Source organism: Ruegeria sp. H8 (assembly GCF_056532905.1).
Window position 1 is genome coordinate 312,859 of record NZ_JBQFNY010000001.1, and the last position, 25,129, is coordinate 337,987.

The window sequence follows — 25,129 nt, forward strand, 5'->3', positions numbered from 1 at the left end:
CCGAATCTGATGCAGGGTTATAAGGCGCGGGCATGAAACTTAGCGATTTTGATTTCCATCTGCCCGAAGACCTGATCGCCACGCGGCCGGCCAGCCCGCGTTCCTCTGCGCGCTTGCTGGTGGCGCAGGGGGATGCAATCACGGACAGCCATGTTTTCGACCTGCCCGATTTCCTGCGGCCAGGTGACCGGCTGGTGTTGAATGACACACGGGTCATTCCGGCGCGACTGAACGGCCGACGCCACCGGGACAGCGCGCAGGGGCCGGTTTCCGCAGGGATTGAGGCCACCTTGCTGGACCCACAGGCCGATGGCACGTGGTCTGCGTTGATCAAGCCGCTCAAGAAGGTGAAGCTTGGGGAAGAGATTGTCTTCTCGGATGATCTCAGCGCCACGCTGGACAGGGTTGCGGATGGCCAGGCGTATCTGCGCTTCAATCTCAGCGGTGAGGATTTCGACGCGGCGCTGGATCAGGCCGGAGCAATGCCTCTGCCGCCCTACATCGCAGCCAAACGTCCGGCTGATGAACGGGACAAGACGGACTATCAGACCATTTGGGCAAATCATTCCGGTGCCGTGGCCGCCCCGACCGCATCATTGCATTTCGATGAGGCGCTGATGAAGGCGCTGGCAAAACGGGGGGTAAGCTTCACGCATGTGACGCTTCATGTGGGGGCAGGGACTTTTCTTCCGGTCAAGGTTGAGGATGTCACAACACACAAGATGCATGCTGAATGGGGGCAGGTAAGCCCCGACGCCGCCGCCGAGATACAGGCAACCAAGGCCGCCGGTGGGCGGGTGATCCCGGTGGGGACAACGGCTTTGCGCTTGATCGAAAGTGCGGCAAGGTCAGGAAAGATCGAACCCTGGGAAGGCGAAACGGATATCTTCATCTATCCCGGTTTTGAATTCCATGTCACTGACGCATTGATGACCAATTTTCATCTGCCGAAATCCACGTTGCTCATGCTGGTTTCGGCACTGATGGGGCAGGATCGGATGCGCGATGTCTATGCGCATGCCATCGCCCGGAAATACCGGTTCTTTTCCTATGGCGACGCGTCGCTTTTGATCCCTTGAGAGGCGCGGAAACAGCATCGCGGATCGGGAATGTCGTAGACAAGCGCTACGTAGGCGGTCTTTGATCGCAGAACGACACTAAAATCAGGTTGGCATTAGTCGGAGGCCCCAATGATTCAGGTCCTTTCTAGCGCATGGGCGCTGCTGCTCGGCATGGGGTTGCTGATGGTCGGAAACGGCCTTCAGGGCACGATTCTGGGTGTGCGGGGTGAGATCGAAGGCTTTTCGACCCTCGAGATGTCTTTTGTCATGTCGGCCTATTTTCTGGGTTTTCTGGGCGGCTCACGCCTTGCGCCCGAGATGATCCGGCGCGTTGGCCATGTGCGGGTCTTCGCGGCCCTTGCGTCGTTTATTTCGGCCGTGATGATCATGTATCCCATGCTGACCAACCCGATCGCGTGGGCTTTGGGCCGGGTGGTGATCGGGTTCTGTTTTTCTGGCGTCTATGTCACTGCCGAAAGCTGGCTCAACAATGCGGCCAGCAATGAAAATCGCGGGCAGGCGCTGTCGCTCTATATGATCGTACAGATGACGGGGATCATCAGTGCGCAGGCGCTTGTTCTTGTCGGCGACCCGGCCGGTTACGAGACGTTTGTGATCGCCTCGATCCTGGTTTCAGTGTCCTTCGCACCGATTTTGCTGTCGATCTCGCCGACACCGGCCTTTGATACCACCAAACCGATGACCCTGAAGCAACTACTGGAAACCTCGCCTCTGGGCTGCGTGGGCATGTTTCTTCTGGGGGGTGTGTTTTCCGCGCAGTTCGGCATGGCGGCGGTGTATGGCGCCCGGGCAGGGCTGTCGCTTGTTGAAATTTCGACCTTCGTTGCGGCGTTTTATATCGGTGCTGTGGTTCTGCAATACCCTTTGGGCTGGTTCTCTGACCGTATGGATCGCCGCTTTCTGATCCTGCTTGTGGCGCTCGCCGGTGCCGGTGGCGCAACGATCGCTATGATGATGGGTGGATCGTTTCCAATTCTGCTTGCTTCGGCTTTCCTGATCGGCGGTATGTCCAACCCGCTATATTCACTGCTGATCGCGCATGCGAATGACTTTCTGGATCACGAGGACATGGCGGCCGCATCCGGTGGGCTGGTATTCATCAACGGTCTGGGCGCGATTGCCGGGCCGGTGATCACCGGCTGGCTGATGGGGGATGCCGTATTCGGGCCACCGGGCTTTTTTCTCTTTATTGCGGCACTGTTACTCGCAATGGCACTTTACGCTCTGTATCGGACGACGCAGCGGGCATCGATTCCTGTGGACGAAACCGGCACAATGTCGACGCTGTATCCAACAGCCTCGCCAGTTGCGTTTGAAGTGGCACAGGAAGTCGCCATCGAAGCCGCCGAGGCCGAACAGGCTGAGCAGGAAGATGCCTAGGACACAGGATTATGTCGCAAGTGTTGCAATATGTTACTGTAACAGTTCTGTAAAACGGCCTTAAATGACGTTACGTCCAAACTACGGGCACAAGACGGAGTTTAAGGCAATGGTAACGCCTGAAGAAGTATTGAGTTTTTGGTTAGATGAGGTGGGTCCAAAGGGCTGGTACATAGAGGATGAAGCGCTGGATTCAGAAATCCGCGCACGTTTTCAATCAACGTGGGAGGCTGCGGCCGAGGGCAAGTTTTCGCTCTGGCTGACCTATCCCAGCGGGTCACTGGCTTACATAATTTTGACGGACCAGTTTCCACGCAACATGTTCCGCGGGCAAGCGCGTGCTTTCGCGACGGACCGAGCGGCCCTGGCAGCTGCAAAATGCGCGGTGGACAGAGGTTGGGACAAGAAGATCGATGAACCGGCCCGGCAGTTCTTTTACCTGCCGATGATGCATTCGGAAAATCTGTGCGATCAGGAACGCTGCGTGCGTCTGATCTGTCAGAACCTGAGCGGCGAACCAAGCAATCTGCTGCACGCCCGTGCGCATCGCGAAGTGATCCGCAAGTTCGGTCGTTTCCCTTACCGGAACAAAGCACTGTCGCGCAGCTCGACCCCCCATGAAGAGGCTTACGTCGACATGGGCGGCTATGGCAGCACTGTGCGAGAGCTGCAAGCAATGGCCTGAGACCGTACAAAGGTTTTGAGCCTCTGTTGTTAGTGCGGGGGTCTCAGGCTCCCGGCTCGCACCCTTTGAACGACAAGACCCGTTCGGACGCGATGTCTGCTCCGGTCTGTATGGCTTGGGCGATCAAAACCTCTGGTGTCTCTGCAAGTTCTGTGAATCGCTCCTGCGCAGTTTGTAGCTTTTGTTCAACCGCGTTCAGGCGGCGCAATGTTGCCTGGATATTTTGAGCGGTTTGACTGTCCGTAACTTGGTTTTCCCTCATCAGCGTCGTTAAATCACCGCGCAACGCGGAAAGCTCGCCCCGAATGCCCTTCGCTTCATCCCGAATAGGGGCAAGAACTTGCACTGTCTCTGAGAATTCCGCCGAGACGCTTTCGACTTTCGATGCCAGCTTCCAGCCTAAAAACAAGCACAGCGCCACAAGTATCAAAGTTGCGTTTAGCAGAGCAAGCGCCAGATCTTTAAGTGTTTTGGCCATGGTAAACCCCTTGAATTCAATGTGTTCACAAATGTCCGAGCGGCGTCGGCGTTTCTGTTCTAGCCATAGCACGGGCCTGCGTATAGGCTGAAATCCGCATATTCAGGTAAGGTTTACCCTGCGTCTCATTTGTCGCGGGGACGCGTGTTGATGCGTTTCTGAAAATAGTTTAATGGTAAACTAAATTTTCACCACCTGCGCCGAGAGGAACACATGGCTGCACAATCCTATGATCTGATCGTAATCGGGGCTGGCCCCGGTGGCTATGTCGCCGCCATCCGTGCGGCCCAGCTTGGACTGAAAACCGTCGTAGTCGAGCGGGAGCACCTTGGTGGCATCTGCCTGAACTGGGGGTGCATTCCGACCAAGGCATTGCTGCGGTCCTCCGAAGTGTTCCATCTGATGGAACGCGCCAAGGATTTCGGATTGAAGGCCGACAAGCTCGGTTACGATCTGGACGCGGTCGTCAAGAGGTCCCGTGGTGTTGCCGGGCAGCTTTCGGGCGGCATCGGCCATCTGCTGAAAAAAAACAAGGTCGCCGTGGTGATGGGTGAGGCGACGATCCCCGCAAAAGGCAAGGTCAGCGTCAAGACCGACAAAGGCATCGAAGAACTGTCGGCCAAGAACATCATTCTGGCAACCGGCGCACGGGCCCGCGAACTGCCCGGTCTCGAGGCTGACGGCGATCTGGTGTGGACGTACAAGCACGCGCTGCAACCGCCCCGGATGCCAAAGAAGCTGCTGGTCATCGGCTCGGGCGCGATCGGCATCGAATTTGCCAGTTTCTACAACACGCTGGGGGCCGACACGACGGTGGTCGAGGTGATGGACCGCGTGTTGCCCGTGGAGGATGCGGAAATCAGTGCCTTGGCCAAGAAAGCCTTCACCAAGCAAGGCATGACCATTATGGAAAAAGCCATGGTCAAGCAGTTGGATCGCGGCAAGGGCAAGGTAACCGCTCATATCGAGGTCAAGGGCAAGGTTGAAAAGCACGAGTTCGACACCGTTATCTCGGCTGTCGGGATTGTTGGGAATGTCGAAAACCTCGGGCTCGAGGCGCTGGGTGTAAAGATCGACCGCACGCATGTGGTGACGGATGAATATTGCCGCACCGGCGTCGATGGCCTTTATGCGATCGGTGACATCGCGGGCGCGCCCTGGCTTGCACACAAAGCCAGCCACGAAGGTGTCATGGTTGCCGATCTGATCGCGGGCCAGCATGCGCATCCGGTCAAGCCCGAAAGCATCGCCGGGTGTACCTATTGTCAGCCGCAAGTGGCCTCGGTGGGATATACCGAAGCCAAGGCCAAAGAGCTGGGCTATGACATCAAAGTGGGTCGCTTCCCCTTCATCGGCAACGGCAAGGCCATTGCTCTGGGCGAACCGGAAGGTCTGATCAAAACCGTGTTCGACGCCAAGACAGGCGAACTGCTGGGGGCCCATATGATCGGCGCGGAAGTCACCGAACTGATTCAGGGCTATGTGGTTGGGCGGCAGCTGGAGACCACCGAAGAAGACCTGATGAACACGGTCTTCCCGCACCCGACTCTGTCAGAAATGATGCATGAAAGCGTGTTGGACGCTTATGGCCGCGTGATCCACATGTAACGTCATACGCGTGTTGCGGTCGGACAGGGGGCTCTGCCCCCGCCTTGCTGCGCGCGGCTCCCCCGGGATATTTTGGGCCCGATGAACAAGGGATCTTTTATTCATCTGGCGGCAAATATCCCGGAGCGCGAGGCAGAGCCTCGCTGAAATCCGTTACTTGTTCAAAGCATCTAGAATGCGGGCCCACGAACGGATGCCCTTGTGAAAGCTTTTGACGTCGTATTTCTCATTCGGCGAATGGATGGCGTCGTCCTCGTTGGCATAGCCGACCAGCATCGAATCCAGCCCCAGAACGGTATTGAAATACCCGACGACGGGGATCGAGCCGCCCATGCCGGTAAACACCGCTTCGCGGTCCCACTCGTCCGACAGTGCTTTGCGCGCGGCTTCGAATTCCGGGCGATCGATATTCATGACCGAAGCGGGCGAACCTTCCAGATCGTTGTCCCAGACAACTTTTGCATCCGGGGACAGGCGATCCTCGACATGTTTGCGGATCTTGTTGCGCAGCGCGTCGGGGTCCATGTCGCCGACCAGTCGGCACGTGATTTTACAATGCGCTTCCGAAGGGATAACGGTTTTCGAGCCTGCGCCATTGTATCCGCCCCACAGCCCGTTCACCTCAAGTGTCGGGCGCGCCCATTGCTGTTCGAGCGTCGAATAGGCTTTTTCGCCGTGCGGCTGGGTATAGCCGACCGAATTCAGATAATCCGCTTCATCGAAACCGCAATTCTGCCACTGGCGCAGCTGGTCCTGGGGCACTTCATGAACGCCTTTATAGAAACCATCGACCGCGACACGCCCGGTTTCGTCATCATAGAATGAGGCAACGATCTTCGACAGCTCGCGCAGCGGGTTCAGCCCCGGGCCACCGTAATGGCCGGAGTGCAGATCGATGCGGGGCCCGATGATCGTGAACTCGTCCTTCAGCATGCCGCGAAGCTGCGCGGCAATCGACGGAACACCTCGCGACACCATGGATGTATCGCAAACCAGCGCCAGATCCGCTTTGAGTTCGGCCGCGTTTTCTTCGAGGAAGGGGACCAGCGAGGGTGAGCCGGATTCCTCTTCGCCTTCAAAGAAGAAGGTGATGCGGCAGGGCAGGGATCCGTGCACCGCTTTCCATGCGCGGCAGGCTTCGACGAATGTCATCAATTGACCTTTGTCGTCCGATGCCCCGCGCCCGCGGATGACGTGGCCGTGCTCGGTATCTTCGATGGCGGGGTCAAACGGGTCGCGCGTCCAAAGGTTCAACGGATCGACGGGTTGCACATCATAATGGCCATAAAACAGGATATGGGGTGCATCCGAGTCCTCGCCCACATGGCCTACGACCATCGGGTGTCCCGGGGTTTCCCGTTTTTCTGCTGCAATTCCGATACTGTTGAGGTCGGCAACCAGCCAGTCGGCCGCACGGCTGACGTCGGCCTTGTACGCGGGATCGGTTGAGATCGAAGGGATGCGCAGCAGCTCCATCAGGCGGTCGATCGAGGTTTGCAGATCTTCGTCAATCCGGTTCAGCACGGTGTCTAGCGACATGGGGATCTCCTGCTTGTCTGTGTTCGCGCGAACCCTAGCAGCGTTGACGGCGCCGTCCAGAGCGGTTGATCTGAATTGTTCATGCAATCACAAGCCCGCGAATGACGTTGCGCGGGCTGCGTCGTTTCCACGCGTCCGAAGGACGGAACTGTACTTGCCGTGAGCATTGCAAACTTATATTTGATGCAAATCAAAGTTGGGTTCACCTGTTCGGCTGTAACCAGCTGAATAAAGTAACACAAAGCTGCTGATACAGGTTAAGCTGTTGGATGTGGCAGACTAATTGCCCAAGGGAAACCGGAAACGGGCATTCAAGGAGGGTCCGTTGGACTATACTGCTCAGCTCGATTCAGCGATTGCCAGGCTGCATGACGAAGGACGTTACCGGACCTTTATCGATATCGAACGTCGCAACGGACACTTTCCGCACGCGGTACGCACGCGCCCGGACGGCTCGCAGCAGAACATCACCGTATGGTGTGGCAATGACTATCTGGGCATGGGCCAGCACCCTGTTGTTCTGAACGCAATGCACGAGGCGGTCGAAGCCGCAGGTGCGGGATCGGGCGGTACGCGCAACATCTCGGGAACAACGGTCTATCACAAACGGCTCGAGGCCGAACTGGCAGATCTGCATGGCAAGGAAGCCGCGCTTTTGTTCACCAGTGCTTATATCGCCAACGACGCCACGCTCAGCACGCTGCCCAAGCTGTTTCCGGGGCTGATCATCTATTCTGACGCGCTGAACCATGCTTCGATGATAGAGGGGGTGCGCCGAAACGGCGGGGCCAAGCGCATCTTCCGTCATAACGACTTGGCGCATCTGCGCGAATTGCTTGAGGCGGACGATCCCGCCGCACCCAAGCTGATCGCGTTCGAGTCCGTCTACTCGATGGATGGCGATTTTGGTCCAATCGAAGAAATCTGCGATCTGGCAGATGAATTCGGCGCGCTGACCTATATCGACGAAGTGCACGCGGTGGGCATGTATGGCCCGCGCGGTGGCGGCGTGACCGAGCGTGACCGGCTGGCACATCGTATCGACATCATCAATGGCACTCTGGCCAAGGCATATGGCGTCATGGGGGGCTATATCGCCGCAAGCGCAAAGATGTGCGATGCCGTGCGGTCTTATGCGCCGGGCTTTATCTTTACGACATCGTTGCCGCCGGCAGTTGCCGCAGGGGCTGCTGCATCCGTTGCGCACCTGAAAACCGCGTCTGAGCTGCGCGAGCAGCACCAGACTCAGGCGAAGATCCTCAAGCTGCGGCTGAAGGGAATGGGCCTTCCGCTGATCGACCACGGCAGCCATATCGTACCTGTGATCGTCGGCAATCCGGTTCACACCAAAAAGCTCAGCGATATGCTGCTGGACGATTATGGTATTTACGTGCAACCGATCAATTTCCCGACCGTCCCGCGCGGAACCGAGCGTCTGCGTTTTACCCCGTCTCCGGTGCATGGACCCGACGAAATGAACCGTCTGGTACAGGCGATGGACGAACTTTGGTCACATTGTGCGCTAAATCGCGCCGAACTTGCCGGATAACCTAACGCCAAAGTGTGCAACGAGTTTGCCGCGTGTTAAGCTTACGCTAACAAAACGAGTAGACGAATCATTCTGGGGATGATTCGCCACTTACGCGAAATACGCGACAGGCAGAATGGGGCAGCAGGGATGATTGGGCGCAGATCTCAGCGCGAATCCGAAGAGGACGTAGATGTCAGACCAAAAGGGTTTGACGACTACGAAGTTCGCCTAGGCGACAAGATGCGCGGTGAACGCGCAACGATGGGCAAATCTCTTCTGGATGTTCAGCGCGAGCTGCGGATCAAAGCCAACTATATCGCTGCAATTGAAAACGCCGACCCCGATGCGTTTGATACACCCGGCTTTATCGCCGGGTATGTGCGTTCCTATGCGCGCTATCTGGGTATGAACCCTGATGAGACCTTCGCGACTTTCTGCGAGGAAAGCGGATTTGAGGTCGCGCATGGCATGTCCGCAGAGGCCTCGGTGGTGCGGAAACCTTCCGGGGCTCTGCCTGCGCGCGGCCCGATGGGGCGGGATCCGTTCATTTCGCCCAATACGCCCTATATTCCGGGCAAGGAGTCTCTGGTCAGCCAGATTGAACCGCGCGCAATCGGCTCGTCGCTGGTTTTGCTGGCGGTGATCGGTGGCATTGGCTATGGCGGCTGGGCTGTTTTGAACAAGATTCAGCAAGTACAGGTCAGCCCGGTTGAACAGGCACCGGTGGTTCTGTCTGATCTGGATCCGCTGGATGCGGCGCGCAGCAACGTGTCTGATGACGCTGCACAAGTGGCAAGCGCCGAGGCACTGGACCGTCTCTATCGTCCGCAGGCACTGGATGTTCCGGTGCTGGTTGCGCGGGATGCTCCGATCTCAACGCTTGATCCGCGCGAGGTTGGGACCTTCCGCCCGCCCGAATTGCCGCAGTTCGAAGTGGCTGAACTGCACACGGTCGAAAAACCGGCCCTGCCGCAAGTGGTCGAACAGATCGACACCACGCTCAAGATCGTGGCAGTTGACCCCGCTTGGATGCGTGTGACGGCTGCGGATGGCAGCGTCATTTTCGAAGGTACGCTGGGAACCGTCGAGCAAGGCAGTGTATTCGAAGTGCCCCTGACGGAAGAACCGCCGACATTGCGTGCGGGCGCGTCGGGATCGGTATATTTCGCGATGAACGGTGAACATTACGGCCCGGCAGGTGCTCCGGGAACGGTCGCCAAGGGTGTCGTTCTGTCGAAAGACGCCGTGTCCGAGGCCTACGCCGTCGCCGATCTGGAGGCGGAACAGAACAGTGCGCTCAAGCAACTGGTGGCGGAACTGCAAACCGAGGCGACAGAAACGCCCGCCGAGTGATCTAGCCATTGCGATAACCCGGTTGCCGAACTATCTACTATCGCAACTCAGGCAGACGCGGATCCGTCCTTATGTCCCTCAATCACGTGCGCCCATGGCGCGACATCTATCGTCGTAAATCCCGTCAAATCATGGTCGGTAACGTCGCCGTTGGTGGTGATGCACCTATTGCCGTTCAAACCATGACCAACACGCTGACCACCGATGTGGCGGCGACCGTGGCGCAGGTACAGGCGGCGGCTGAGGCCGGCGCTGACATCGTTCGCGTCTCGGTTCCTGATGAGGCGTCGTCCAAGGCGTTGAAACAGATCGTTCGGGAAAGCCCGGTGCCCATCGTGGCGGATATTCATTTCCACTATCGGCGCGGGATCGAGGCCGCCGAAGCGGGCGCTGCCTGTCTGCGCATCAATCCCGGCAATATCGGCGACGAAACCCGCGTAAAAGAAGTCATCCAGGCGGCGCGCGACCACAACTGCTCGATCCGCATCGGCGTGAACGCGGGCAGCCTGGAAAAGCACCTGCTTGAGAAATATGGCGAGCCGTGCCCCGAGGCGATGGTCGAAAGCGGGCTGGAACATATCCGCATCCTTCAGGACAATGATTTTCACGAGTTCAAGATCAGCGTAAAGGCCAGCGACGTGTTCCTGTCGGCCGCGGCCTATCAGGGCATTGCCGAGGCGACGGATGCCCCCATCCATCTGGGCATTACCGAGGCCGGAGGGCTGGTCAGCGGCACGATCAAATCGGCCATCGGGTTGGGCAACCTGCTGTGGATGGGGATCGGCGACACGATCCGCGTCAGCCTGTCTGCTGATCCGGTGGAAGAGGTCAAGGTCGGGTTTGAAATCCTCAAATCCCTTGGCCTGCGCCATCGGGGTGTCAATATCATCTCGTGCCCATCCTGCGCGCGGCAGGGTTTTGATGTCATCAAAACCGTCGAGGCGCTGGAACATCGCCTTGAACACATCAAGACGCCGATGAGCCTGTCGATCATCGGCTGCGTGGTCAACGGGCCGGGTGAAGCGCTGATGACCGATGTTGGTTTCACCGGCGGCGGGGCAGGGTCCGGCATGGTCTATCTGGCCGGCAAAGCCAGCCACAAGATGTCGAACGACCAGATGATCGATCACATCGTGGAAGAGGTCGAGAAAAAGGCGGCTGAACTGGATGCGGCGGCTGAAGCGGCTGAATAGCCTGTTTCTTCACGACATCTGAAAAACCGGCATCTGTTGTGTGGCGCAATGGATGCCGCCGCCAAGCTCTCCCAGCACATCCACGTCAAGCGTCACGACTTCACGCCCAGGGTGGTGCCTTGCAAGCGTTTCCGACGCGATCCTGTCTGTTTCCGAGTCTCCGAACCGGGCCGCAATCACACCGCCATTGCAGACGTAGTAATTGGCATAAGAGGCCACGAAATCCGGGTCTTCGACACGGCGGAAATGCGGCTCGGGTATCACGTCCATGTTGATGCCCGCGGCAATGAGACGATCATGGGTGTCCAGCGCGGCCATGTGGAAAGGATCATCTTTGTCCGGTTCATCCGGCAAGTTGATGATGCCGCGACCGGGGCCGGTAAAGCGGGCCAGACTGTCAATGTGATAGTCGGTGATATCTTCGCCCCAGACTCCTTCGGACCAGATCATGCGTTTGGCTCCATAGGCCGCCAACAACCGGGCTTCGATCTCGTCCCGAGTGAGGCCGGGATTGCGGTTGTCATTCACCCAAGAGCTTTCATGCGCCATTAGCGTCCCATGCCCATCCTGCTCGACGCCACCGGCTTCGCCGATCAGCCCGGTCGGCAACAGGGGCAGACCCAGCCTTTCGGCCACTCTGCCGGCAATTTTCGCATCATGTGCGTGAACCTGTTTTCTTCCCCACCCATTGAACTGGATCTGTTGGACCGCAAGCGCGCCACGGGTATTGATCGCAAAGACCGGGCCTGCGTCCCGGCACCACAGATCTTCGGTCGGGACATCCAAGATCTCGACCGCCGCAGAAAGCCGTTTGCTGATGTCTGCGTGATGTTCCGATCCGGCGAGCATTGTGACGGGTTCAAAAGCAGAGATCGTGTTTGCGATTTCCGCAATGGTCCCCTTTACCATTTCCAGAAAAACGGGGTCGGGATAGACGGTTCGGCTGACCGGCCATTGCATGAAAGTGCGTTCATGCCGGGCGTCTTCGGCCGGCACGTGGAAGCCGGTCGCGGACTGCGCAATAGACTGGCCAGAGAAACACGTCATACCCAACGCTCCTCCGGCCACCAGAAATTCCCGCCGCTTCATGGCACGTCGCCGACAGATCCGGCCTTAGCCGCGTTCGGCACGTATACCGTTAACGATCTGCTGCATCTGATCGGCTGGCAAATAGCCACGCAGCATCTCTGTGCCCAACACGAACGAAGGCGTGCCCGAGATCTGCATCCGCTGGGCCAGAGCACGGGTGCGCGCGATCTCATCCGTGACGCGATCGCTGTCCATCGCCGCGATGATCTCGTCGCTGTTCAGCCCCAAACCGTCCGAGATGCGGCGTAGGGCAACTTCGCTTGGCTCGCCGGTGAATTCCAGCAGGGCATCATGGACCTGCTTATATGCGTCGTCGCCCGCCACGTGTTTGGTGGCCACGGCAAAACGTGAGGACAGCACAGACGCATCACCCAGGATGGGGAATTCCTTGATCACAAGGCGGATGTTGCCGTCTTCTGCCAGCAGGCTGGTAACTTCGGGAACGGCACGGCGGCAATAGCCACACCGGTAGTCCATAAACTCGACCAGCGTGATGTCGCCATCCGGGTTGCCGCCAACCCAGCTGTACCCGTCATCGAACAGTTCATCCGCATTGGCGGTAACCAGTTCTTTGTCCGCCGCGGCTTCGGCGACGGCATTGCGCTCTTCCAGAATGTTGATGGCTTCGATGATCACTTCGGGGTTTTCCAGCAGGTATTCGCGCACCTGGGCACCAAATTCCGCCTTCTCGGCATCGTTCATCGCATTCAAGTCCAGCGCCTGCGCCGAGGTCGCCGCCATGGAAAGCCCCAGAAGGGCGGGTGCAGCATGTCTGAGGATCATTTCCGTTTCCTTTTGTCTTTGTCGAGTCGTTCCGACGCAATCAGCACGTCTTGTGCCCTTTGCCAACCCGGTGAACCTTCGGGCAGTCGTGCTACGGCGCGTTTCGCGTGAATGCCGGCATCTTTCAACCGCCCTTGCAGCGCATACCGCTCTGCCGTCACGGTGGATGCCATACCATCATTGCCAACCTGAGCATAGGCCACACCCAGATCCTGCAACAGCCTGGCATTCCGGTAGTCCCGGGCGCGGGCTTTTTCCAGCACGCTCAGGGCCTGTTTGGTTTGACCCTGCGCCAACAGCGCCCGCCCGTATCCAGCCAGGATAAGCGCATCGTTCGGAGCCATTTCAACAGCGCTCCCATACGCTTCAACAGCCGCGCCTATTTGCCTGTTTTCCAGCAGAATTTGCCCTTTCAGGTCATAATAGTAGGGGTCGTTCGGGCGCAGCGCCAGTGCCTCGTCGATGGCACGACGCGCGCGATCCAAATCACGGTTCTGATGATAAGCCGAAGCCTCGCGCATCAGGCGGATGTCCTGAGCGGTTTCTTCTTTGGCGCGCCGTAATGTCCAACTGGGTGAGCGTAAAAAGGCCGACAGTTTGCCTTTGACGCGGGCAAACCAGTAATCGGCATTGGCATTCGGAACGGCCTTGTCGCCGAACTCATCCAGAAACGCTTCGGCGGCGCGCAATCGTTCACGACTGGTGGGATGCGACCGCATGTACGGGTCCTGATTAGCGACGCTCAACAATTCCTGACCCGCGAATTTCCTGTGCAGCTCGACCATGCCGCTGGGGGAAATCTGAGCCCATCGCAGATAGCTTGCGGCGCTTCGGTCGGCCGAGGCCTCTTCGGCGCGGGTATGGCCCAGAAAGCTGCGGATTGCGGCGCCTTGGGTGCCTGCGGCGATGCCAATGGCGGCTTCACCCCCTCCGGCCGCAGCCGCAAGCAGGGCCAAAGCGGTACCAAGGCCCGCATTGCGCCGCGCCGCCTTCAGGTTTTCGGCACGCCGGGCCAGATGGCCGTTCGCGATATGCGCGGCCTCATGCGCGATCACCGCTTGCAGCATTTCGGGGCTTTCGACCGTAAGGATCAGCCCGTAATTCAAATAGATCGCGTTGTAGTCGATGACGAAGGCATTGAACGTGTTGTCATTGACCACAAGGATTTGAACCCGGTTGGTGTTCAGGCCGGCGGCGCGCAGAACCGGAAACGCCAGCTCGCGCAGGCCATGCTCGATATCGGGGTCGCGGATCAGGCTTTGCCCATGAGATTGCGTTGCCGCCGTCAGCCAGACGACAACCGACAGTATCAGAGCCGGGATTGACGTCAGCCGGGATACGCGTTCAAAAGCCATGGCTGCAACATGGGAGATGGGCATGAGAAACTCAACCCGGTCCGAGGTCGATCCCTTCATCGTGATGGACGTGATGGAGGCCGCGCGCCGTGCGGAAGAAGCGGGCCGCCATGTGATCCACATGGAAGTTGGACAGCCCGGAACCGGCGCACCCAAGGGCGCGACCGAGGCGCTGGCGAGGGCGATGGATCACAGCCCGTTGGGCTATACGGTGTCCCTGGGCTTGCCTGCGCTGCGAAAGCGTATCGCGCGGCTTTATGGGGATTGGTACGATGTGGACCTGAACCCGGGGCGCGTGATCATCACGCCCGGATCGTCCGGCGGGTTTCTGCTGGCTTTCACGGCATTGTTCGACAGCGGGGATCGCGTCGGAATCGGTGCGCCGGGGTATCCGTCTTATCGCCAGATTCTCAGGGCACTTGGATTGGTGCCGGTCGATCTGCCGACCGCGCCTGAAAATCGTCTGCAACCCGTGGCAGCGGATATTCAGGGAATGGGCCTGAAGGGGCTGATGGTGGCGTCTCCGGCGAATCCTACCGGCACGATGCTGGATAACGCCGCCATGGGGTCGCTGATCGAAGCCGCACACGGGCAGGGGGCATCCTTCATCAGCGACGAAATCTATCATGGTCTGGAATACGAGGCCAAGGCCGTGACCGCGCTGGAACTGACGGATGAGTGCTATGTGATCAACTCGTTTTCCAAGTATTTCTCGATGACCGGTTGGCGCGTGGGCTGGATGGTCGTGCCCGAGGATCAGGTGCGCGTGGTCGAGCGGATAGCCCAGAACATGTTCATCTGCGCGCCGCATGCCAGTCAGGTTGCGGCACTGGCCGCGATGGATTGCGAGGACGAGCTGCAAGCCAATCTGGACGTGTACCGCCGAAACCGCGCCCTGATGCTGGACGGGCTGCCCAAGGCGGGCTTTACGAAAATCGCGCCTCCGGACGGGGCTTTCTATGTCTATGCCGACGTGTCTGACCTGACCGATGACAGCCGCGCATTTGCGGCCGAGATTCTGGACAAGGCCGGGGTCGCGGTCACGCCGGGTCTGGATTTCGATCCGCAACGCGGCCATACGACGTTGCGTTTTTCCTATGCGCGTTCGACGGCCGACATTCAGGACGGGCTGGAACGGTTGCGCGTTTTCATGACCGAGCGGAAGGTGATCGGGGAACCTGCCTGAGCCGTTCACAAATCAGCCCTTGTGGTATAGGCTGCCCGGCAAACGATCTCGGGAAAACTTGAGGCCATGAGCAGGATCTTCATTTGCATCGCCCTGATCTGGGCGCTGTGCGGCAGTGCCGTCGCGCAGGATTTCAGCGCGCTGGCACGCGTTCAGCCCGACCAAAGCCGCATCACGGATGTGGGGCGAACTGGCGTTCGCGTGGATATCGGCCTGAGCCAGGGGGTGCCGTACCGGATCTTCACCTTGCAGGATCCGTACCGGATGGTTCTGGACTTCAACGAAGTGGATTGGACCGGGCTGAACCGAAAGGATTTCCTGCAATCCGAACGCGTCAGCGGCGTGCAATTCGGAGCCTATGTTCCGGGTTGGTCGCGGCTGGTGTTGGAACTGGGCGCTCCGATGGCCGTAGACACTGCCGTATTGTCAGTTGCCGAGGATTCGGGGGCGGCTCTGCTGTCTCTCAACCTCAAGGGTACGGATTTTGATACGTTCAACGCAACCGCAGGTGCGCCGCGCAACCCGGGATGGGACCTGCCGGAACCGGCTGATGTGCCGCAGGCATCGGCGCGCTCGGCAGACAGGCCGTTGCGCGTGATGCTCGATCCGGGGCATGGCGGGATTGATCCGGGTGCCGAAATCGACGGCGTTGATGAAAAAACCCTGATGCTGACCTTTGCCCGCGAACTGCGCGAAGTTCTCTTGCGATCAGGAGGTTATGAGGTGGTCCTGACCCGGGTTGACGACCAGTTCGTCTCGTTGGAGCGCCGGATTGCCTTGGCGCATCGGGCTGGCGCGGATCTGTTCATTTCGCTGCATGCGGATTCCCTTTCGGAAGGTCAGGCCCATGGGGCTGCCGTCTATACCCTGTCGGCCGATGCTTCGGATGTGGCCAGTTCAAAACTGGCCGAGCGGCATGATCGGGGGGATTTGATCTCGGGTATCGATCTGAATGGTGCCGATGATCAGGTGGCCGATGTTCTACTTGATCTGGCGCGCCAGGAAACGATGCCGCGGACCAGGTCCTTGGCCAGCGCGATCGCCAACGGGATGGCCCAGCAAGGCGGGCCGATGAACCGTAAACCGCTGCGGACCGCTTCGTTCTCGGTGCTCAAGGCGGCCGATATTCCGTCTGTTTTGGTCGAACTTGGATTTCTGTCGAGCCCCAGAGATCGAGAAAACCTCAGGGATTCGGAATGGCGGGCGAAAATGGCCTTGGGTATCTTTCAGGGGATCGAAGACTGGCGTCAGCAGGATGTGATCCGCAAATCCCTGATTGGCCAGTGACCTTGCGACGCAAAACGGCTAGAATACGCTTGGTGTTTTGACCCTTGGGCGGTGCAACACTATATAGGCACCACCGCGAGAAAAAGGCAGTAACGTGATCCGGTTCATTCTTTCGTTTTTCGGGGCGATCTTCAGTATCGTTACCTTGGGTATTTTCATGGTCGCACTGGTGATCGGTGCGGTGTTCTGGATGTATGGCCGGGACCTGCCCAGCCACGAATCCCTGGCCCAGTACAAGCCCCCGACGATCAGCCGGATCTATTCGGGCGAAGGCCAGTTGATCGACGAATTCGCGCAGGAACGCCGCCTGTTCACGCCGTCCGCGGAAATTCCCGATCTGGTGAAGCAGGCGTTTATTTCGGCGGAAGACAAGAATTTCTATACCCATCAGGGGTACGACCCACGCGGCATTGTCGCGGCAGGTGTCGAAGCGGTGCGCACCAAAGGCGGGACCGTGCGGGGTGCATCGACCATTACGCAGCAGGTAATGAAGAACTTCCTGTTGTCGGGCGACCGCCGGGCAGAACGCAAGATCAAGGAAATCATCCTCGCCACCCGGCTCGAGGATACCCTGGACAAGGAGCAGATCCTTGAGCTCTACCTGAACGAGATCTTTCTGGGTCAGAACTCGTACGGTGTGACGGCCGCTGCACAGACCTATTTCAACAAGACCTTGCAGGAACTTGCCCCGCACGAAGCCGCGATGCTGGCCGCGATGCCCAAGGCGCCGTCGGATTACCACCCGGTTCGGGAAAAGGAACGCCTGCTGGCCCGCCGAAACTATGTGCTGCGTGAGATGTACCAGAACGGTTACATCGATCAGGCGACCTATGAGTCCGAGGTCGAGATGCCGCTGCGCTCGGTTCAGAACGGCGATTTCGAAAGCTTCCGCACCGCATTGCCGCCGCGTGACTACTTCACCGACGAAATCCGTCGCCAACTGAGCGAGGACTTTGGTGAAGGTGAGTTCTTTACCGGCGGCTTCACGGTTCGTGCGTCGGTGGACGAAGAAATGCAGGTCGAGGCCGCAAAGGCCCTGCGCACGGCGTTGCAAAAATATGACCGGTCGCGCGGGAAATGGCGCGGCACCGGCGAAGTGATTCCGGAAGAAAAACTTGCGGATGAGGCACAGTGGCGCGAGGCACTGTCGCTTCTGGAAATCCCGCGCGATGTGGTGCTGCCGACCCGCTGGTATCCCGCCGTGGTTCTGAATGTCTCGGATCAGCAACTTACCGTCGGGATCGAAGACGGCCCTGCGGATGGCACTATTCCGCGGTCCGATATCAAGTGGATGCAGGGTGATTTTGCGGCGAACTTCAAACGCGGTGATGTGATCCTTGTTGTCGAGGGCGAAGAGGGGCAGTGGTCTGCCCGTCAGGTGCCCGAAGTTCAGGGCGCTTTTGTGGCGATGGATGTGAACTCGGGCCGCGTTCTGGCGATGCAGGGCGGGTTTTCTTATCAGGATACCGTTTTCAACCGCGCCACGCAGGCACAGCGCCAGCCGGGGTCCAGCTTCAAACCCTTTGTCTATGCCGCCGCGCTGGACAGCGGATACAGCCCCGCAACCATCGTTGTGGACGCACCGATCGAGGTGAACACGCCACAGGGCTTGTGGCGGCCCAAGAACTCGTCGAACAAGTTCTACGGGCCGACGCCGTTGCGCACCGGGATCGAGCAGTCGCGGAACCTGATGACCATCCGCCTTGCGCAAGAGGTCACGATGCCGGTGGTTGCAGGCTACGCCGAACGCTTTGGCGTCTATGACCGGATGGGCGCGTTCCTTGCAAACTCGCTGGGGTCCGAAGAAACGACGCTGTACAAGATGGTCGCCGCTTATGCGATGTTCGCGAACGGGGGTCAGCGGGTTGAACCCACTCTGGTCGACCGTATTCAGGACCGGTTCGGCAAGACCATCTATCGTCATGATGATCGCCAATGCCTGAATTGCAACTCGACCTGGCTCGAGCCCGACGAGGCCCCAACCCTTGTCACGGACCGCGCGCAGGTCATGGATGCCATCACGGCCTATCAGCTGACGTCCATGATGAAAGGCGTGGTGGATCGCGGCACCGCCTCGCGCTATGTGAACCTGCCGGTGCCGACGGCCGGCAAGACCGGAACCACCAACGAATCCAAGGATGCGTGGTTCATCGGCTTCACCTCGAACATCGTGGCGGGCTGCTATATCGGTTACGACCGCCCGCGCCCGATGGGACGGGGGGCTTATGGTGGTACCTTGTGCGGCCCGGTGTTCCAGAGCTTCATGGAAAAAGCCGTCGAAAAGTATGGCGGTGGGCCATTCAAGGTTCCAGAAGGTGGTCACTTTATCAAAATCGACCGTTTCAGCGGCGCCCGCCTGCCGGATGACGCCACTGGCGACTATGTCGTGGCCGAGTTCTTCCGCGACGGTGTCGATGGGTTCATCGACCGTGTTTATGACGGTGGTTTTGCGATTGGTTCCGACCTGCCTTTGTTCGAGGAAGCGCAGCGCGCAGGTGTGCAGGTTCAAACCTCCACCGGTCAAACCATCACGGTCGGCCCCAAGGCCACGCAAGGCGATCTGAGTACCGGCGGTCTTTACTAATCGGCCACGTCCAGAAAAAGGCGCAAAAGGTCGGCTTCCGGGTCGTTTTCGATGGCACCTTCGGATCGCCAGCAGATGGACAAGGCGCATTTGACGGCTGCCCATTGGGCCAGCCGTTTCTCTGAAACATTCATGGCTTCGGAATAGAGCGACAGGCAGGTTTCGATCTGCCGGGGATCGCGCACCAATTCGGTCATGCCTTTTGGGTGCCGCAGTGCATTTGCCAGTTCAAAGGCCGGATCTCCTGCATATCCTTTGGCATCGAAAACCCGCGGGCCATTGTGGGTCAGAATAATGTTGTCCGGGTGAAGATCCCCGTGCAGGGGTACCGGCGTGGGCTGGCTGATCAACAGGTGCTGACCCAGATTCGTGGCAGACAGCACGTCCTTGCGCAGAAGGGTTGGGCAGGCCGGAGCAAAGGCGCAGCCGAACAGAGGGGCGACCACCTGGTTCAGGGGTTTCAAGCCACCGACGTCAGCGGTGGCCTTCCCATGCAGGCGCGCCGCCGTTTCTGCAAGGATCGCAACAGCGTCTTCAGGGCGTCCTGCCCGCGCAATGTCCCCCAAAGACGGGCCTTCCAGCCATTCCATCAGAACGGCATTCCGTTCCTCGTTGAGAACCCGAACCGCTCCCCGGTCATGCCAGTCCTTCAACAAAGCGGTCCCGGGTTCTTCGTTGCCGCGATCCGGTCCGCGATAGAGTTTCAGGGCGGCCGGCCCGTGTTCCGACTGTACCTTCCACACCCGCGCCTGGGCTGTCTCGGCAACCAGTTCCGGTTGATGCAATTCCCATCGGTCCAGAAACTCTTTGAATGTGCCTTGCATTCACGCTCAGCCCGTCTTGTGGTGTCTCGCACCTCTTGCTATCACGCAGGCCTGATTGAGCAAGTTGGGACAAGACCATGCGCGCCGAAACCCAGAACACTGTGGCGGAAATCGAAAAGTCGCTGGAGCTGCTGGCGCAGCGCATGGACTATGAGACCGCGCCGCATCGCCTTGAGGAATTCAATGCGCGTGTCGAAGATCCCAACCTGTGGGACAATCCGGAAAAGGCTCAGAAACTGATGCGCGAGCGGCAGATGCTGGTCGACGCGATCGAGACCTACGAGTCCATCAAAACTGATCTCAGCGACAATATCGAACTGATTGAGCTGGGCGAAATGGAAGAAGACGAAGAAGTTGTCCAGGACGCCGAAGCCGCGATCAAGGCGCTTCAGGCCAAGGCCGCGAAGAAAGAGCTTGAGGCCCTGCTTGACGGTGAGGCCGACAGCAACGACACCTTCCTCGAGATCAACTCGGGCGCGGGCGGAACCGAAAGCTGCGACTGGGCCTCGATGCTGGCGCGGATGTATGTGCGCTGGGCCGAGAAAAAAGGCTATACGGTCGAGCTTCAGTCCGAAACCCCGGGCGAAGAAGCAGGGATCAAATCCGCTGCGTACAAGATTTCGGGGCACAACGCTTATGGCTGGCTGAAGTCCGAAAGCGGCGTGCACCGGCTGGTGCGGATTTCGCCATTTGACTCGGCGGCAAAGCGGCACACCTCGTTCTGTTCGGTCTGGGTCTATCCCGTGGTCGACGACAATATCGAGATCGAAGTGAACCCCGCCGATATCCGCATCGACACCTACCGGTCATCGGGTGCCGGTGGTCAGCACGTGAACACCACGGACTCGGCCGTGCGGATCACGCACATTCCGACCGGGATTGTCGTGACCTCGTCCGAAAAGTCGCAGCACCAGAACCGCGATATCGCCATGAAGGCTCTGAAATCGCGCTTGTATCAACTGGAACTGGACCGTCGGAACGCCGACATCAACGCGGCACATGAAGCCAAGGGGGATGCGGGCTGGGGCAACCAGATCCGGTCCTATGTCTTGCAGCCCTACCAGATGGTCAAAGACCTGCGGACCAATTACGAGACCTCGGATACCAAGGGTGTTCTGGACGGCGATCTGGACGGCTTCATGGCGGCCACACTGGCCCTGAACGTGGCGGGCAAGAGCCGCTCCGAGGCCCAAGGCGACAGCTGAGGTGAAGCGTGACAGCCCTTTCCTCAACGTTCTGAAAGGGCATTGGCAGCTTATGCTGATCACGACCCTGGTGTTTCTGCTCTGGAATACACCGGTCGCGGTTCCGCTGAAGATACTGGTCGTCTTTCTGCATGAGTTGTCTCATGCGGCGACGATCCTGATGACGGGCGGCTCGGTCGAGAGCTTTTCGATCTCACCACAACAGGGCGGCGTTGTCGTCGGCCGGGGAGGCAATCGCTTTCTCAGCCTGTCTGCCGGGTATCTTGGTTCACTGGCGCTGGGCATGGCCCTTTTGATCCTTGCCTTGCGATCACGGGCCGACCGCGCCGTTCTGGCTGGTTTTGGCGGTGTCATGTGTCTGGTGGCGGTGCTGTATATCCGCGACCCGTTTGCCCTTGTTTTCAGCATCGGAACCGGGGCTGCGATGATTGCTGCGGCGTGGTATCTGCGCCCCGATGCAAGCGATCTGGTGCTGCGTGTGATCGGATTGACTAGTATGATCTATGTCCCTTTCGACATCTTCGATGACACGATCCGACGGTCTGGCGCGCGTTCGGATGCATTCATGCTGGCCGAGGAATTCGGTGGCTCTGCCATGTTGTGGGGCGGGATCTGGCTGGTGCTCAGCTGCATCGTGATCGTTCTTTGCCTGCGCTACTGGCTTGGGGCTGACAGCAACCTGCAATTTCGCAGATCAGCGCGCTGACATTGCCGTCTGCGACGACGCTGAAAAGATACATTTAAACAGTGGGTTTAAATGATCCGAGCTGCCCGCTAGGCTGCCGGAAACGACAATGGATTGGCGTGTCATGGACCTGACCCGGATATCGGCAACACACCTTTTGAAACAGTTGGCCAACCGGCAGGTTTCAGCCTCGGACGTGATGCAGGCCACGCTGGATCGCATCGCCAAGGTCAATGGTGAGGTGAATGCCATCGTGGCGCTGAGGGATTCAGATGGTTTGATGGCTGAGGCGAAGGCCTGTGACGACGGCCCGATCACCGGCCCGCTGCACGGTCTTCCAATCGCAGTCAAGGATCTTGTGAATGTGGCGGGTGTCGCCTCGTCGCAAGGATCACCTGTTTTTCAAGACCACGTGCCAGCCAGCGACGATCTGATCGCCGCCCGGATGCGGCAAGCCGGTGCCATCCTGATCGGCAAAACCAATACGCCGGAATTTGGGCTGGGATCGCACACGTTCAATCCGGTCTATGGGGCAACGCGCAACCCTTATGATGCCAATCGTACCTGCGGTGGCTCATCCGGCGGGGCGGCGGTTGCTTTGGCGACGGGCATGGTTGCGCTGGCCGATGGCTCGGACATGATGGGCAGCTTGCGCAACCCTGCCGCCTGGAACAACGTTTATGGCTTTCGGCCAAGCTGGGGCAGGGTGCCTTCCGATCCCGTAGGGGACAGCTTTTTGCACCAGTTGTCGACACTGGGCCCCATGGCGCGCTGCCCCGTAGATCTGGGTGTTCTGCTTGATGTCATCTCGGGTCCGGACCCGCGCTTGCCGCTGGCCGTTGAAAGTGCGCCGGTGTCGCCGGTGACCGCCACAGATCTGCAAGGGCTGCGGATCGGGTGGCTTGGCGACTGGGGCGGCGCTTTTCCGACCGAGCCCGGTATTCTTGACATCTGTAAAGACGCGATGGACGTGTTCGAAACACGTGGCGCGCGGGTTGAGGACGTCGCCCCGCCTTTCGATGCCGAAAAACTCTGGACCAGCTGGATCACCCTGCGGTCGTTCAGCGTGGCCGCCGGGCTGGAACCCTTGGTGTCGCAAAAGGAAGATTTGAAAGACTCGGCACAATGGGAACTGGATCGGGGTTTGGCAATGAATGCAATGGAGGTGCACCACGCCAGTGTCATCCGCTCGGAATGGTTCCGTTGCGCGGCGAACCTGTTCGAACAGTTTGACGCGTTGGTTCTGCCGTCTGCTCAGGTCTGGCCGTTTTCGGTTGATTTGCCTTACCCGACAGAGATAGCGGGCCGGGCCATGGATACCTATCACCGATGGATGCATGTCACGATACCGGTCAGCCTGATCGGCCTGCCATGTCTTGCTGCGCCCGCGGGGTTTGGCACGCAGGGGCTGCCGATGGGGTTTCAATTGTTCGGGCCCAGAGGATCGGATCGGAAACTATTGTCAGTCGGTGCGGCTTACCACGCCGAAACCAATTGGCCGAACAAGAGGCCGGCGATGCAATAACGCCGGTCAGGGAGGAGGAAGACAACATGGACAAACCCTTTGGTGTTCCGGATATGCGACCGGTCGATACTGCCATGCTGCGGACTGCATTGCAGCGCGCCGGGGCCGACTTTCGCCGCGCACCGCTGTTCGGCCTTATTTTTGCGGGGTTTTACGTACTGTCCGGGTGGGCGATGGCATGGGTGACAATTCAGACCGGAACAACCTTTTGGCTGGTGCTGGCGGCCATCGGGTTTCCGCTGATCGGCCCGTTTGCCGCTGTTGGTCTGTACGAGGTGTCGCACAGGCTGGAACAAGGCGAGCCGCTCGACTTTGGCGCGATCTTCGGGGTCGTGATGCAGCAAAGCCGCCGACAATTGCCCTCGATCTGCGCGATCATAGTTGTCGTGTTTCTTTTCTGGTTTTTTCTGGGTCACATGATTTTTGCCCTGTTCATGGGGTTGGCGACGATGACCAACGTGTCGACCTCGCTTGAGGTGTTTCTGACATTGAATGGCCTGACAATGCTGGCCGTTGGCACGGCCGTCGGGGCGGTTTTTGCAACCGTTCTGTACATGATCACCGTTCTGTCGATCCCTCTGCTGCTGGACCGCGAGCTGGATTTCGTAACGGCCATGATCACCAGTTTTACTTACGTGTCAGAGAACTTTCCGGTGATGCTGGCCTGGGGTGCCTTCATCGCGGTGCTGACATTTCTGGCGATGGTGCCCTGGTTTCTGGGGCTGCTGGTGGTACTGCCTTTGCTGGGACATGCCAGTTGGCATCTGTACCGGCAGATCACGCAGAATGATGAAGAGGAAACACCAACCTGAGACGGTAGGTTACAGGTTCTGAGCCACATTGTTCGTCGACAATCGCGCAGCAGCAAAAATGGCCGTCGAGTCGTGCCCAAGGTATTTTAGCACAACGGGTTCGGGCGTTGTCGCATTTGTCGGGCTGATGACCGACCCACGCCAATGAACTGCCGTTCCCGTGGGGTCCGGAGAGATCAGATAGACCCGGCTGTTCTGACCTTCCCGCTGGGAGGTGAGCATATAGACAGTGTCACCGCTTGAGGCTGCTATCCCCTGTATTTCCCGCGCCTTTGGGGGTGCCTCGGGCATTGCCGCACGCGACACGTAACCACGTATCAACGTACATTGGGCCAAGGGGCGGGCGTGCAGCAGGGTCATCCGGTGTTCAGCCGACAGGCTTTCGATCACCGCGTAGAACCCGGGTGAAAACGGGGATTTCTCGATCGCATCCGCCCCCGAGCCCAGAAACTCTGTCAGGGCCGGAGTTGCGGGGTGTTCTTCGATCTTTTCGATCTCGTCCAGCGGTTTCAGAAGAATGCGGGCATCGACATCAAAAAACCTGCATATACGGTCCAGCACATCCGGTCTGGGTACGCTTTCACCGGAAAGATATCTGTTAAACTGGGTACGGTTTACGCCAAGTTGTCGGCACAGCGCCGAGATCGAGCGATATCGCTTTGCCAATTGCCGAAGGTTCGCACCAAACATTGCGCGAATCTCGGCCGGACTACGAATATCGTCAGTCATGGGTGCCCACGTCTTGCTTAGTTTCTGAAAGAAACCATCGTCGCACTGAAGCCGAAGCCCAGTGCATTTTTAAATCGTACAGAATGACCCCAAGCAACGTATCCCCACGTCGCGTTGCGGCTTCGAGGCTAACGCCCTCATGTGTAAAGGCAATAGGCTTTATCTGAAAATGCCTGATCTTTTTCGGGAAAAGCCGACCTTATGGCAATTATAGCG

21 protein-coding genes are annotated in these 25,129 nt (G+C 58.8%); 14 read left to right on the forward strand and 7 right to left on the reverse strand.

What is annotated here, in order from left to right:
* The first annotated feature begins 32 nt into the window (after positions 1-32).
* From queA to ACR0A2_RS01470, 3 genes are all read left to right on the forward strand, one after another.
* Positions 33-1,079 carry a tRNA preQ1(34) S-adenosylmethionine ribosyltransferase-isomerase QueA gene (gene queA / locus ACR0A2_RS01460; RefSeq protein WP_171167678.1) on the forward strand — a complete coding sequence of 349 codons (1,047 nt, stop codon included), beginning with the start codon at positions 33-35 and terminating at the stop codon, positions 1,077-1,079.
* A 111-nt stretch (positions 1,080-1,190) separates the two neighbouring features.
* Complete coding sequence (locus tag ACR0A2_RS01465; RefSeq protein ID WP_152458289.1) at positions 1,191-2,462, forward strand: MFS transporter; 1,272 nt, start codon at positions 1,191-1,193, stop codon at positions 2,460-2,462.
* Positions 2,463-2,571: 109 nt separating this feature from the next.
* A complete protein-coding gene (locus tag ACR0A2_RS01470; protein WP_480833832.1) occupies positions 2,572-3,147 on the forward strand; it encodes a DUF924 family protein in 576 nt (191 codons plus the stop codon).
* Between the two features lie 43 nt (positions 3,148-3,190).
* Here the strand turns inward: ACR0A2_RS01470 and ACR0A2_RS01475 are convergent, their stop codons facing one another.
* Positions 3,191-3,625: a hypothetical protein gene (locus ACR0A2_RS01475; protein ID WP_171228116.1), complete on the reverse strand. Its 435-nt coding sequence runs from the start codon at positions 3,623-3,625 to the stop codon at positions 3,191-3,193.
* 213 nt (positions 3,626-3,838) lie between these two features.
* Between ACR0A2_RS01475 and lpdA the strand changes: the two genes are divergently transcribed.
* Entirely contained in the window at positions 3,839-5,233 is a 1,395-nt protein-coding gene (gene lpdA, locus ACR0A2_RS01480; protein ID WP_480833833.1) for a dihydrolipoyl dehydrogenase, read from the forward strand.
* 153 nt (positions 5,234-5,386) lie between these two features.
* Here the strand turns inward: lpdA and ACR0A2_RS01485 are convergent, their stop codons facing one another.
* On the reverse strand, positions 5,387-6,772 hold the full coding sequence (locus ACR0A2_RS01485; RefSeq protein ID WP_171115441.1) for a dipeptidase: 1,386 nt from the start codon (positions 6,770-6,772) through the stop codon (positions 5,387-5,389).
* Between the two features lie 325 nt (positions 6,773-7,097).
* On the opposite strand from ACR0A2_RS01485, the gene hemA reads away from it, so the two are divergent.
* The 3 genes from hemA (at position 7,098) to ispG (ending at position 10,849) form a co-directional block, all read left to right on the forward strand.
* A complete protein-coding gene (gene hemA, locus ACR0A2_RS01490) occupies positions 7,098-8,321 on the forward strand; it encodes a 5-aminolevulinate synthase (protein ID WP_171328057.1) in 1,224 nt (407 codons plus the stop codon).
* Between the two features lie 129 nt (positions 8,322-8,450).
* Positions 8,451-9,656: a helix-turn-helix domain-containing protein gene (locus tag ACR0A2_RS01495; RefSeq protein ID WP_480833835.1), complete on the forward strand. Its 1,206-nt coding sequence runs from the start codon at positions 8,451-8,453 to the stop codon at positions 9,654-9,656.
* A gap of 71 nt (positions 9,657-9,727) precedes the next feature.
* The gene (ispG, locus tag ACR0A2_RS01500; RefSeq protein ID WP_170343969.1) at positions 9,728-10,849 is read left to right on the forward strand and encodes a flavodoxin-dependent (E)-4-hydroxy-3-methylbut-2-enyl-diphosphate synthase; all 1,122 of its coding nucleotides are present in this window, start codon (positions 9,728-9,730) and stop codon (positions 10,847-10,849) included.
* A gap of 9 nt (positions 10,850-10,858) precedes the next feature.
* Here ispG and ACR0A2_RS01505 read toward each other — a convergent pair whose 3' ends face one another.
* From ACR0A2_RS01505 to ACR0A2_RS01515, 3 genes are read right to left on the reverse strand one after another with little or no spacing between them, the layout of a single operon-like run.
* Positions 10,859-11,938 carry an agmatine deiminase family protein gene (locus ACR0A2_RS01505; RefSeq protein WP_480833836.1) on the reverse strand — a complete coding sequence of 360 codons (1,080 nt, stop codon included), beginning with the start codon at positions 11,936-11,938 and terminating at the stop codon, positions 10,859-10,861.
* 24 nt (positions 11,939-11,962) lie between these two features.
* Positions 11,963-12,721 (reverse strand): DsbA family protein, encoded by a 759-nt coding sequence (locus tag ACR0A2_RS01510; RefSeq protein WP_480833838.1) that lies wholly within the window; start codon positions 12,719-12,721, stop codon positions 11,963-11,965.
* The gene (locus tag ACR0A2_RS01515) at positions 12,718-14,100 is read right to left on the reverse strand and encodes a M48 family metalloprotease (protein WP_480833839.1); all 1,383 of its coding nucleotides are present in this window, start codon (positions 14,098-14,100) and stop codon (positions 12,718-12,720) included. The genes ACR0A2_RS01510 and ACR0A2_RS01515 overlap by 4 nt, the downstream gene beginning before the upstream one ends.
* Here ACR0A2_RS01515 and ACR0A2_RS01520 point away from each other — a divergent pair.
* From ACR0A2_RS01520 to ACR0A2_RS01530, 3 genes are all read left to right on the forward strand, one after another.
* A complete protein-coding gene (locus ACR0A2_RS01520; protein WP_480833840.1) occupies positions 14,099-15,262 on the forward strand; it encodes a pyridoxal phosphate-dependent aminotransferase in 1,164 nt (387 codons plus the stop codon). The genes ACR0A2_RS01515 and ACR0A2_RS01520 overlap by 2 nt on opposite strands.
* 66 nt (positions 15,263-15,328) lie before the next feature.
* A complete protein-coding gene (locus tag ACR0A2_RS01525) occupies positions 15,329-16,549 on the forward strand; it encodes an N-acetylmuramoyl-L-alanine amidase (protein WP_480618208.1) in 1,221 nt (406 codons plus the stop codon).
* Between the two features lie 94 nt (positions 16,550-16,643).
* A complete protein-coding gene (locus ACR0A2_RS01530; RefSeq protein WP_152458276.1) occupies positions 16,644-19,133 on the forward strand; it encodes a penicillin-binding protein 1A in 2,490 nt (829 codons plus the stop codon).
* On the opposite strand, the gene ACR0A2_RS01535 is transcribed toward ACR0A2_RS01530, so the two are convergent.
* Positions 19,130-19,957, reverse strand: a complete 828-nt coding sequence (locus ACR0A2_RS01535) for an aminoglycoside phosphotransferase family protein (protein WP_480833841.1) — start codon at positions 19,955-19,957, stop codon at positions 19,130-19,132. The genes ACR0A2_RS01530 and ACR0A2_RS01535 overlap by 4 nt on opposite strands.
* Positions 19,958-20,034: 77 nt before the next feature.
* On the opposite strand from ACR0A2_RS01535, the gene prfB reads away from it, so the two are divergent.
* The 4 genes from prfB (at position 20,035) to ACR0A2_RS01555 (ending at position 24,184) form a co-directional block, all read left to right on the forward strand.
* Positions 20,035-21,162, forward strand: coding sequence for a peptide chain release factor 2 (gene prfB / locus ACR0A2_RS01540; protein WP_171362695.1), 1,128 nt, complete (start codon positions 20,035-20,037; stop codon positions 21,160-21,162).
* Positions 21,163-21,214: 52 nt separating this feature from the next.
* Positions 21,215-21,868: a M50 family metallopeptidase gene (locus ACR0A2_RS01545; protein ID WP_480833842.1), complete on the forward strand. Its 654-nt coding sequence runs from the start codon at positions 21,215-21,217 to the stop codon at positions 21,866-21,868.
* A gap of 103 nt (positions 21,869-21,971) precedes the next feature.
* Positions 21,972-23,372 carry an amidase gene (locus tag ACR0A2_RS01550; protein WP_480834452.1) on the forward strand — a complete coding sequence of 467 codons (1,401 nt, stop codon included), beginning with the start codon at positions 21,972-21,974 and terminating at the stop codon, positions 23,370-23,372.
* 26 nt (positions 23,373-23,398) lie between these two features.
* The gene (locus tag ACR0A2_RS01555; protein ID WP_171231461.1) at positions 23,399-24,184 is read left to right on the forward strand and encodes a DUF2189 domain-containing protein; all 786 of its coding nucleotides are present in this window, start codon (positions 23,399-23,401) and stop codon (positions 24,182-24,184) included.
* 9 nt (positions 24,185-24,193) lie between these two features.
* Here the strand turns inward: ACR0A2_RS01555 and ACR0A2_RS01560 are convergent, their stop codons facing one another.
* The gene (locus ACR0A2_RS01560; protein ID WP_152458272.1) at positions 24,194-24,913 is read right to left on the reverse strand and encodes a helix-turn-helix domain-containing protein; all 720 of its coding nucleotides are present in this window, start codon (positions 24,911-24,913) and stop codon (positions 24,194-24,196) included.
* Positions 24,914-25,129: the final 216 nt, after the last annotated feature.

Excerpts from the sequence above, each read along its gene's own strand:
- ACR0A2_RS01545 (WP_480833842.1), top strand. The coding sequence starts at position 21,215 with ATGCTGATCACGACCCTGGTGTTTCTGCTCTGGAATACACCGGTCGCG.
- ispG (WP_170343969.1), top strand. The coding sequence starts at position 9,728 with ATGTCCCTCAATCACGTGCGCCCATGGCGCGACATCTATCGTCGTAAA.
- ACR0A2_RS01535 (WP_480833841.1), bottom strand. The coding sequence starts at position 19,957 with ATGCAAGGCACATTCAAAGAGTTTCTGGACCGATGGGAATTGCATCAA.
- ACR0A2_RS01505 (WP_480833836.1), bottom strand. The coding sequence starts at position 11,938 with ATGAAGCGGCGGGAATTTCTGGTGGCCGGAGGAGCGTTGGGTATGACG.
- ACR0A2_RS01510 (WP_480833838.1), bottom strand. The coding sequence starts at position 12,721 with ATGATCCTCAGACATGCTGCACCCGCCCTTCTGGGGCTTTCCATGGCG.
- ACR0A2_RS01550 (WP_480834452.1), top strand. The coding sequence starts at position 21,972 with ATGGACCTGACCCGGATATCGGCAACACACCTTTTGAAACAGTTGGCC.
- ACR0A2_RS01495 (WP_480833835.1), top strand. The coding sequence starts at position 8,451 with ATGATTGGGCGCAGATCTCAGCGCGAATCCGAAGAGGACGTAGATGTC.
- ACR0A2_RS01485 (WP_171115441.1), bottom strand. The coding sequence starts at position 6,772 with ATGTCGCTAGACACCGTGCTGAACCGGATTGACGAAGATCTGCAAACC.
- ACR0A2_RS01465 (WP_152458289.1), top strand. The coding sequence starts at position 1,191 with ATGATTCAGGTCCTTTCTAGCGCATGGGCGCTGCTGCTCGGCATGGGG.
- ACR0A2_RS01515 (WP_480833839.1), bottom strand. The coding sequence starts at position 14,100 with ATGCCCATCTCCCATGTTGCAGCCATGGCTTTTGAACGCGTATCCCGG.
- ACR0A2_RS01525 (WP_480618208.1), top strand. The coding sequence starts at position 15,329 with ATGAGCAGGATCTTCATTTGCATCGCCCTGATCTGGGCGCTGTGCGGC.
- prfB (WP_171362695.1), top strand. The coding sequence starts at position 20,035 with ATGCGCGCCGAAACCCAGAACACTGTGGCGGAAATCGAAAAGTCGCTG.
- lpdA (WP_480833833.1), top strand. The coding sequence starts at position 3,839 with ATGGCTGCACAATCCTATGATCTGATCGTAATCGGGGCTGGCCCCGGT.
- ACR0A2_RS01470 (WP_480833832.1), top strand. The coding sequence starts at position 2,572 with ATGGTAACGCCTGAAGAAGTATTGAGTTTTTGGTTAGATGAGGTGGGT.
- ACR0A2_RS01560 (WP_152458272.1), bottom strand. The coding sequence starts at position 24,913 with ATGACTGACGATATTCGTAGTCCGGCCGAGATTCGCGCAATGTTTGGT.
- ACR0A2_RS01555 (WP_171231461.1), top strand. The coding sequence starts at position 23,399 with ATGGACAAACCCTTTGGTGTTCCGGATATGCGACCGGTCGATACTGCC.
- ACR0A2_RS01520 (WP_480833840.1), top strand. The coding sequence starts at position 14,099 with ATGAGAAACTCAACCCGGTCCGAGGTCGATCCCTTCATCGTGATGGAC.
- queA (WP_171167678.1), top strand. The coding sequence starts at position 33 with ATGAAACTTAGCGATTTTGATTTCCATCTGCCCGAAGACCTGATCGCC.
- ACR0A2_RS01475 (WP_171228116.1), bottom strand. The coding sequence starts at position 3,625 with ATGGCCAAAACACTTAAAGATCTGGCGCTTGCTCTGCTAAACGCAACT.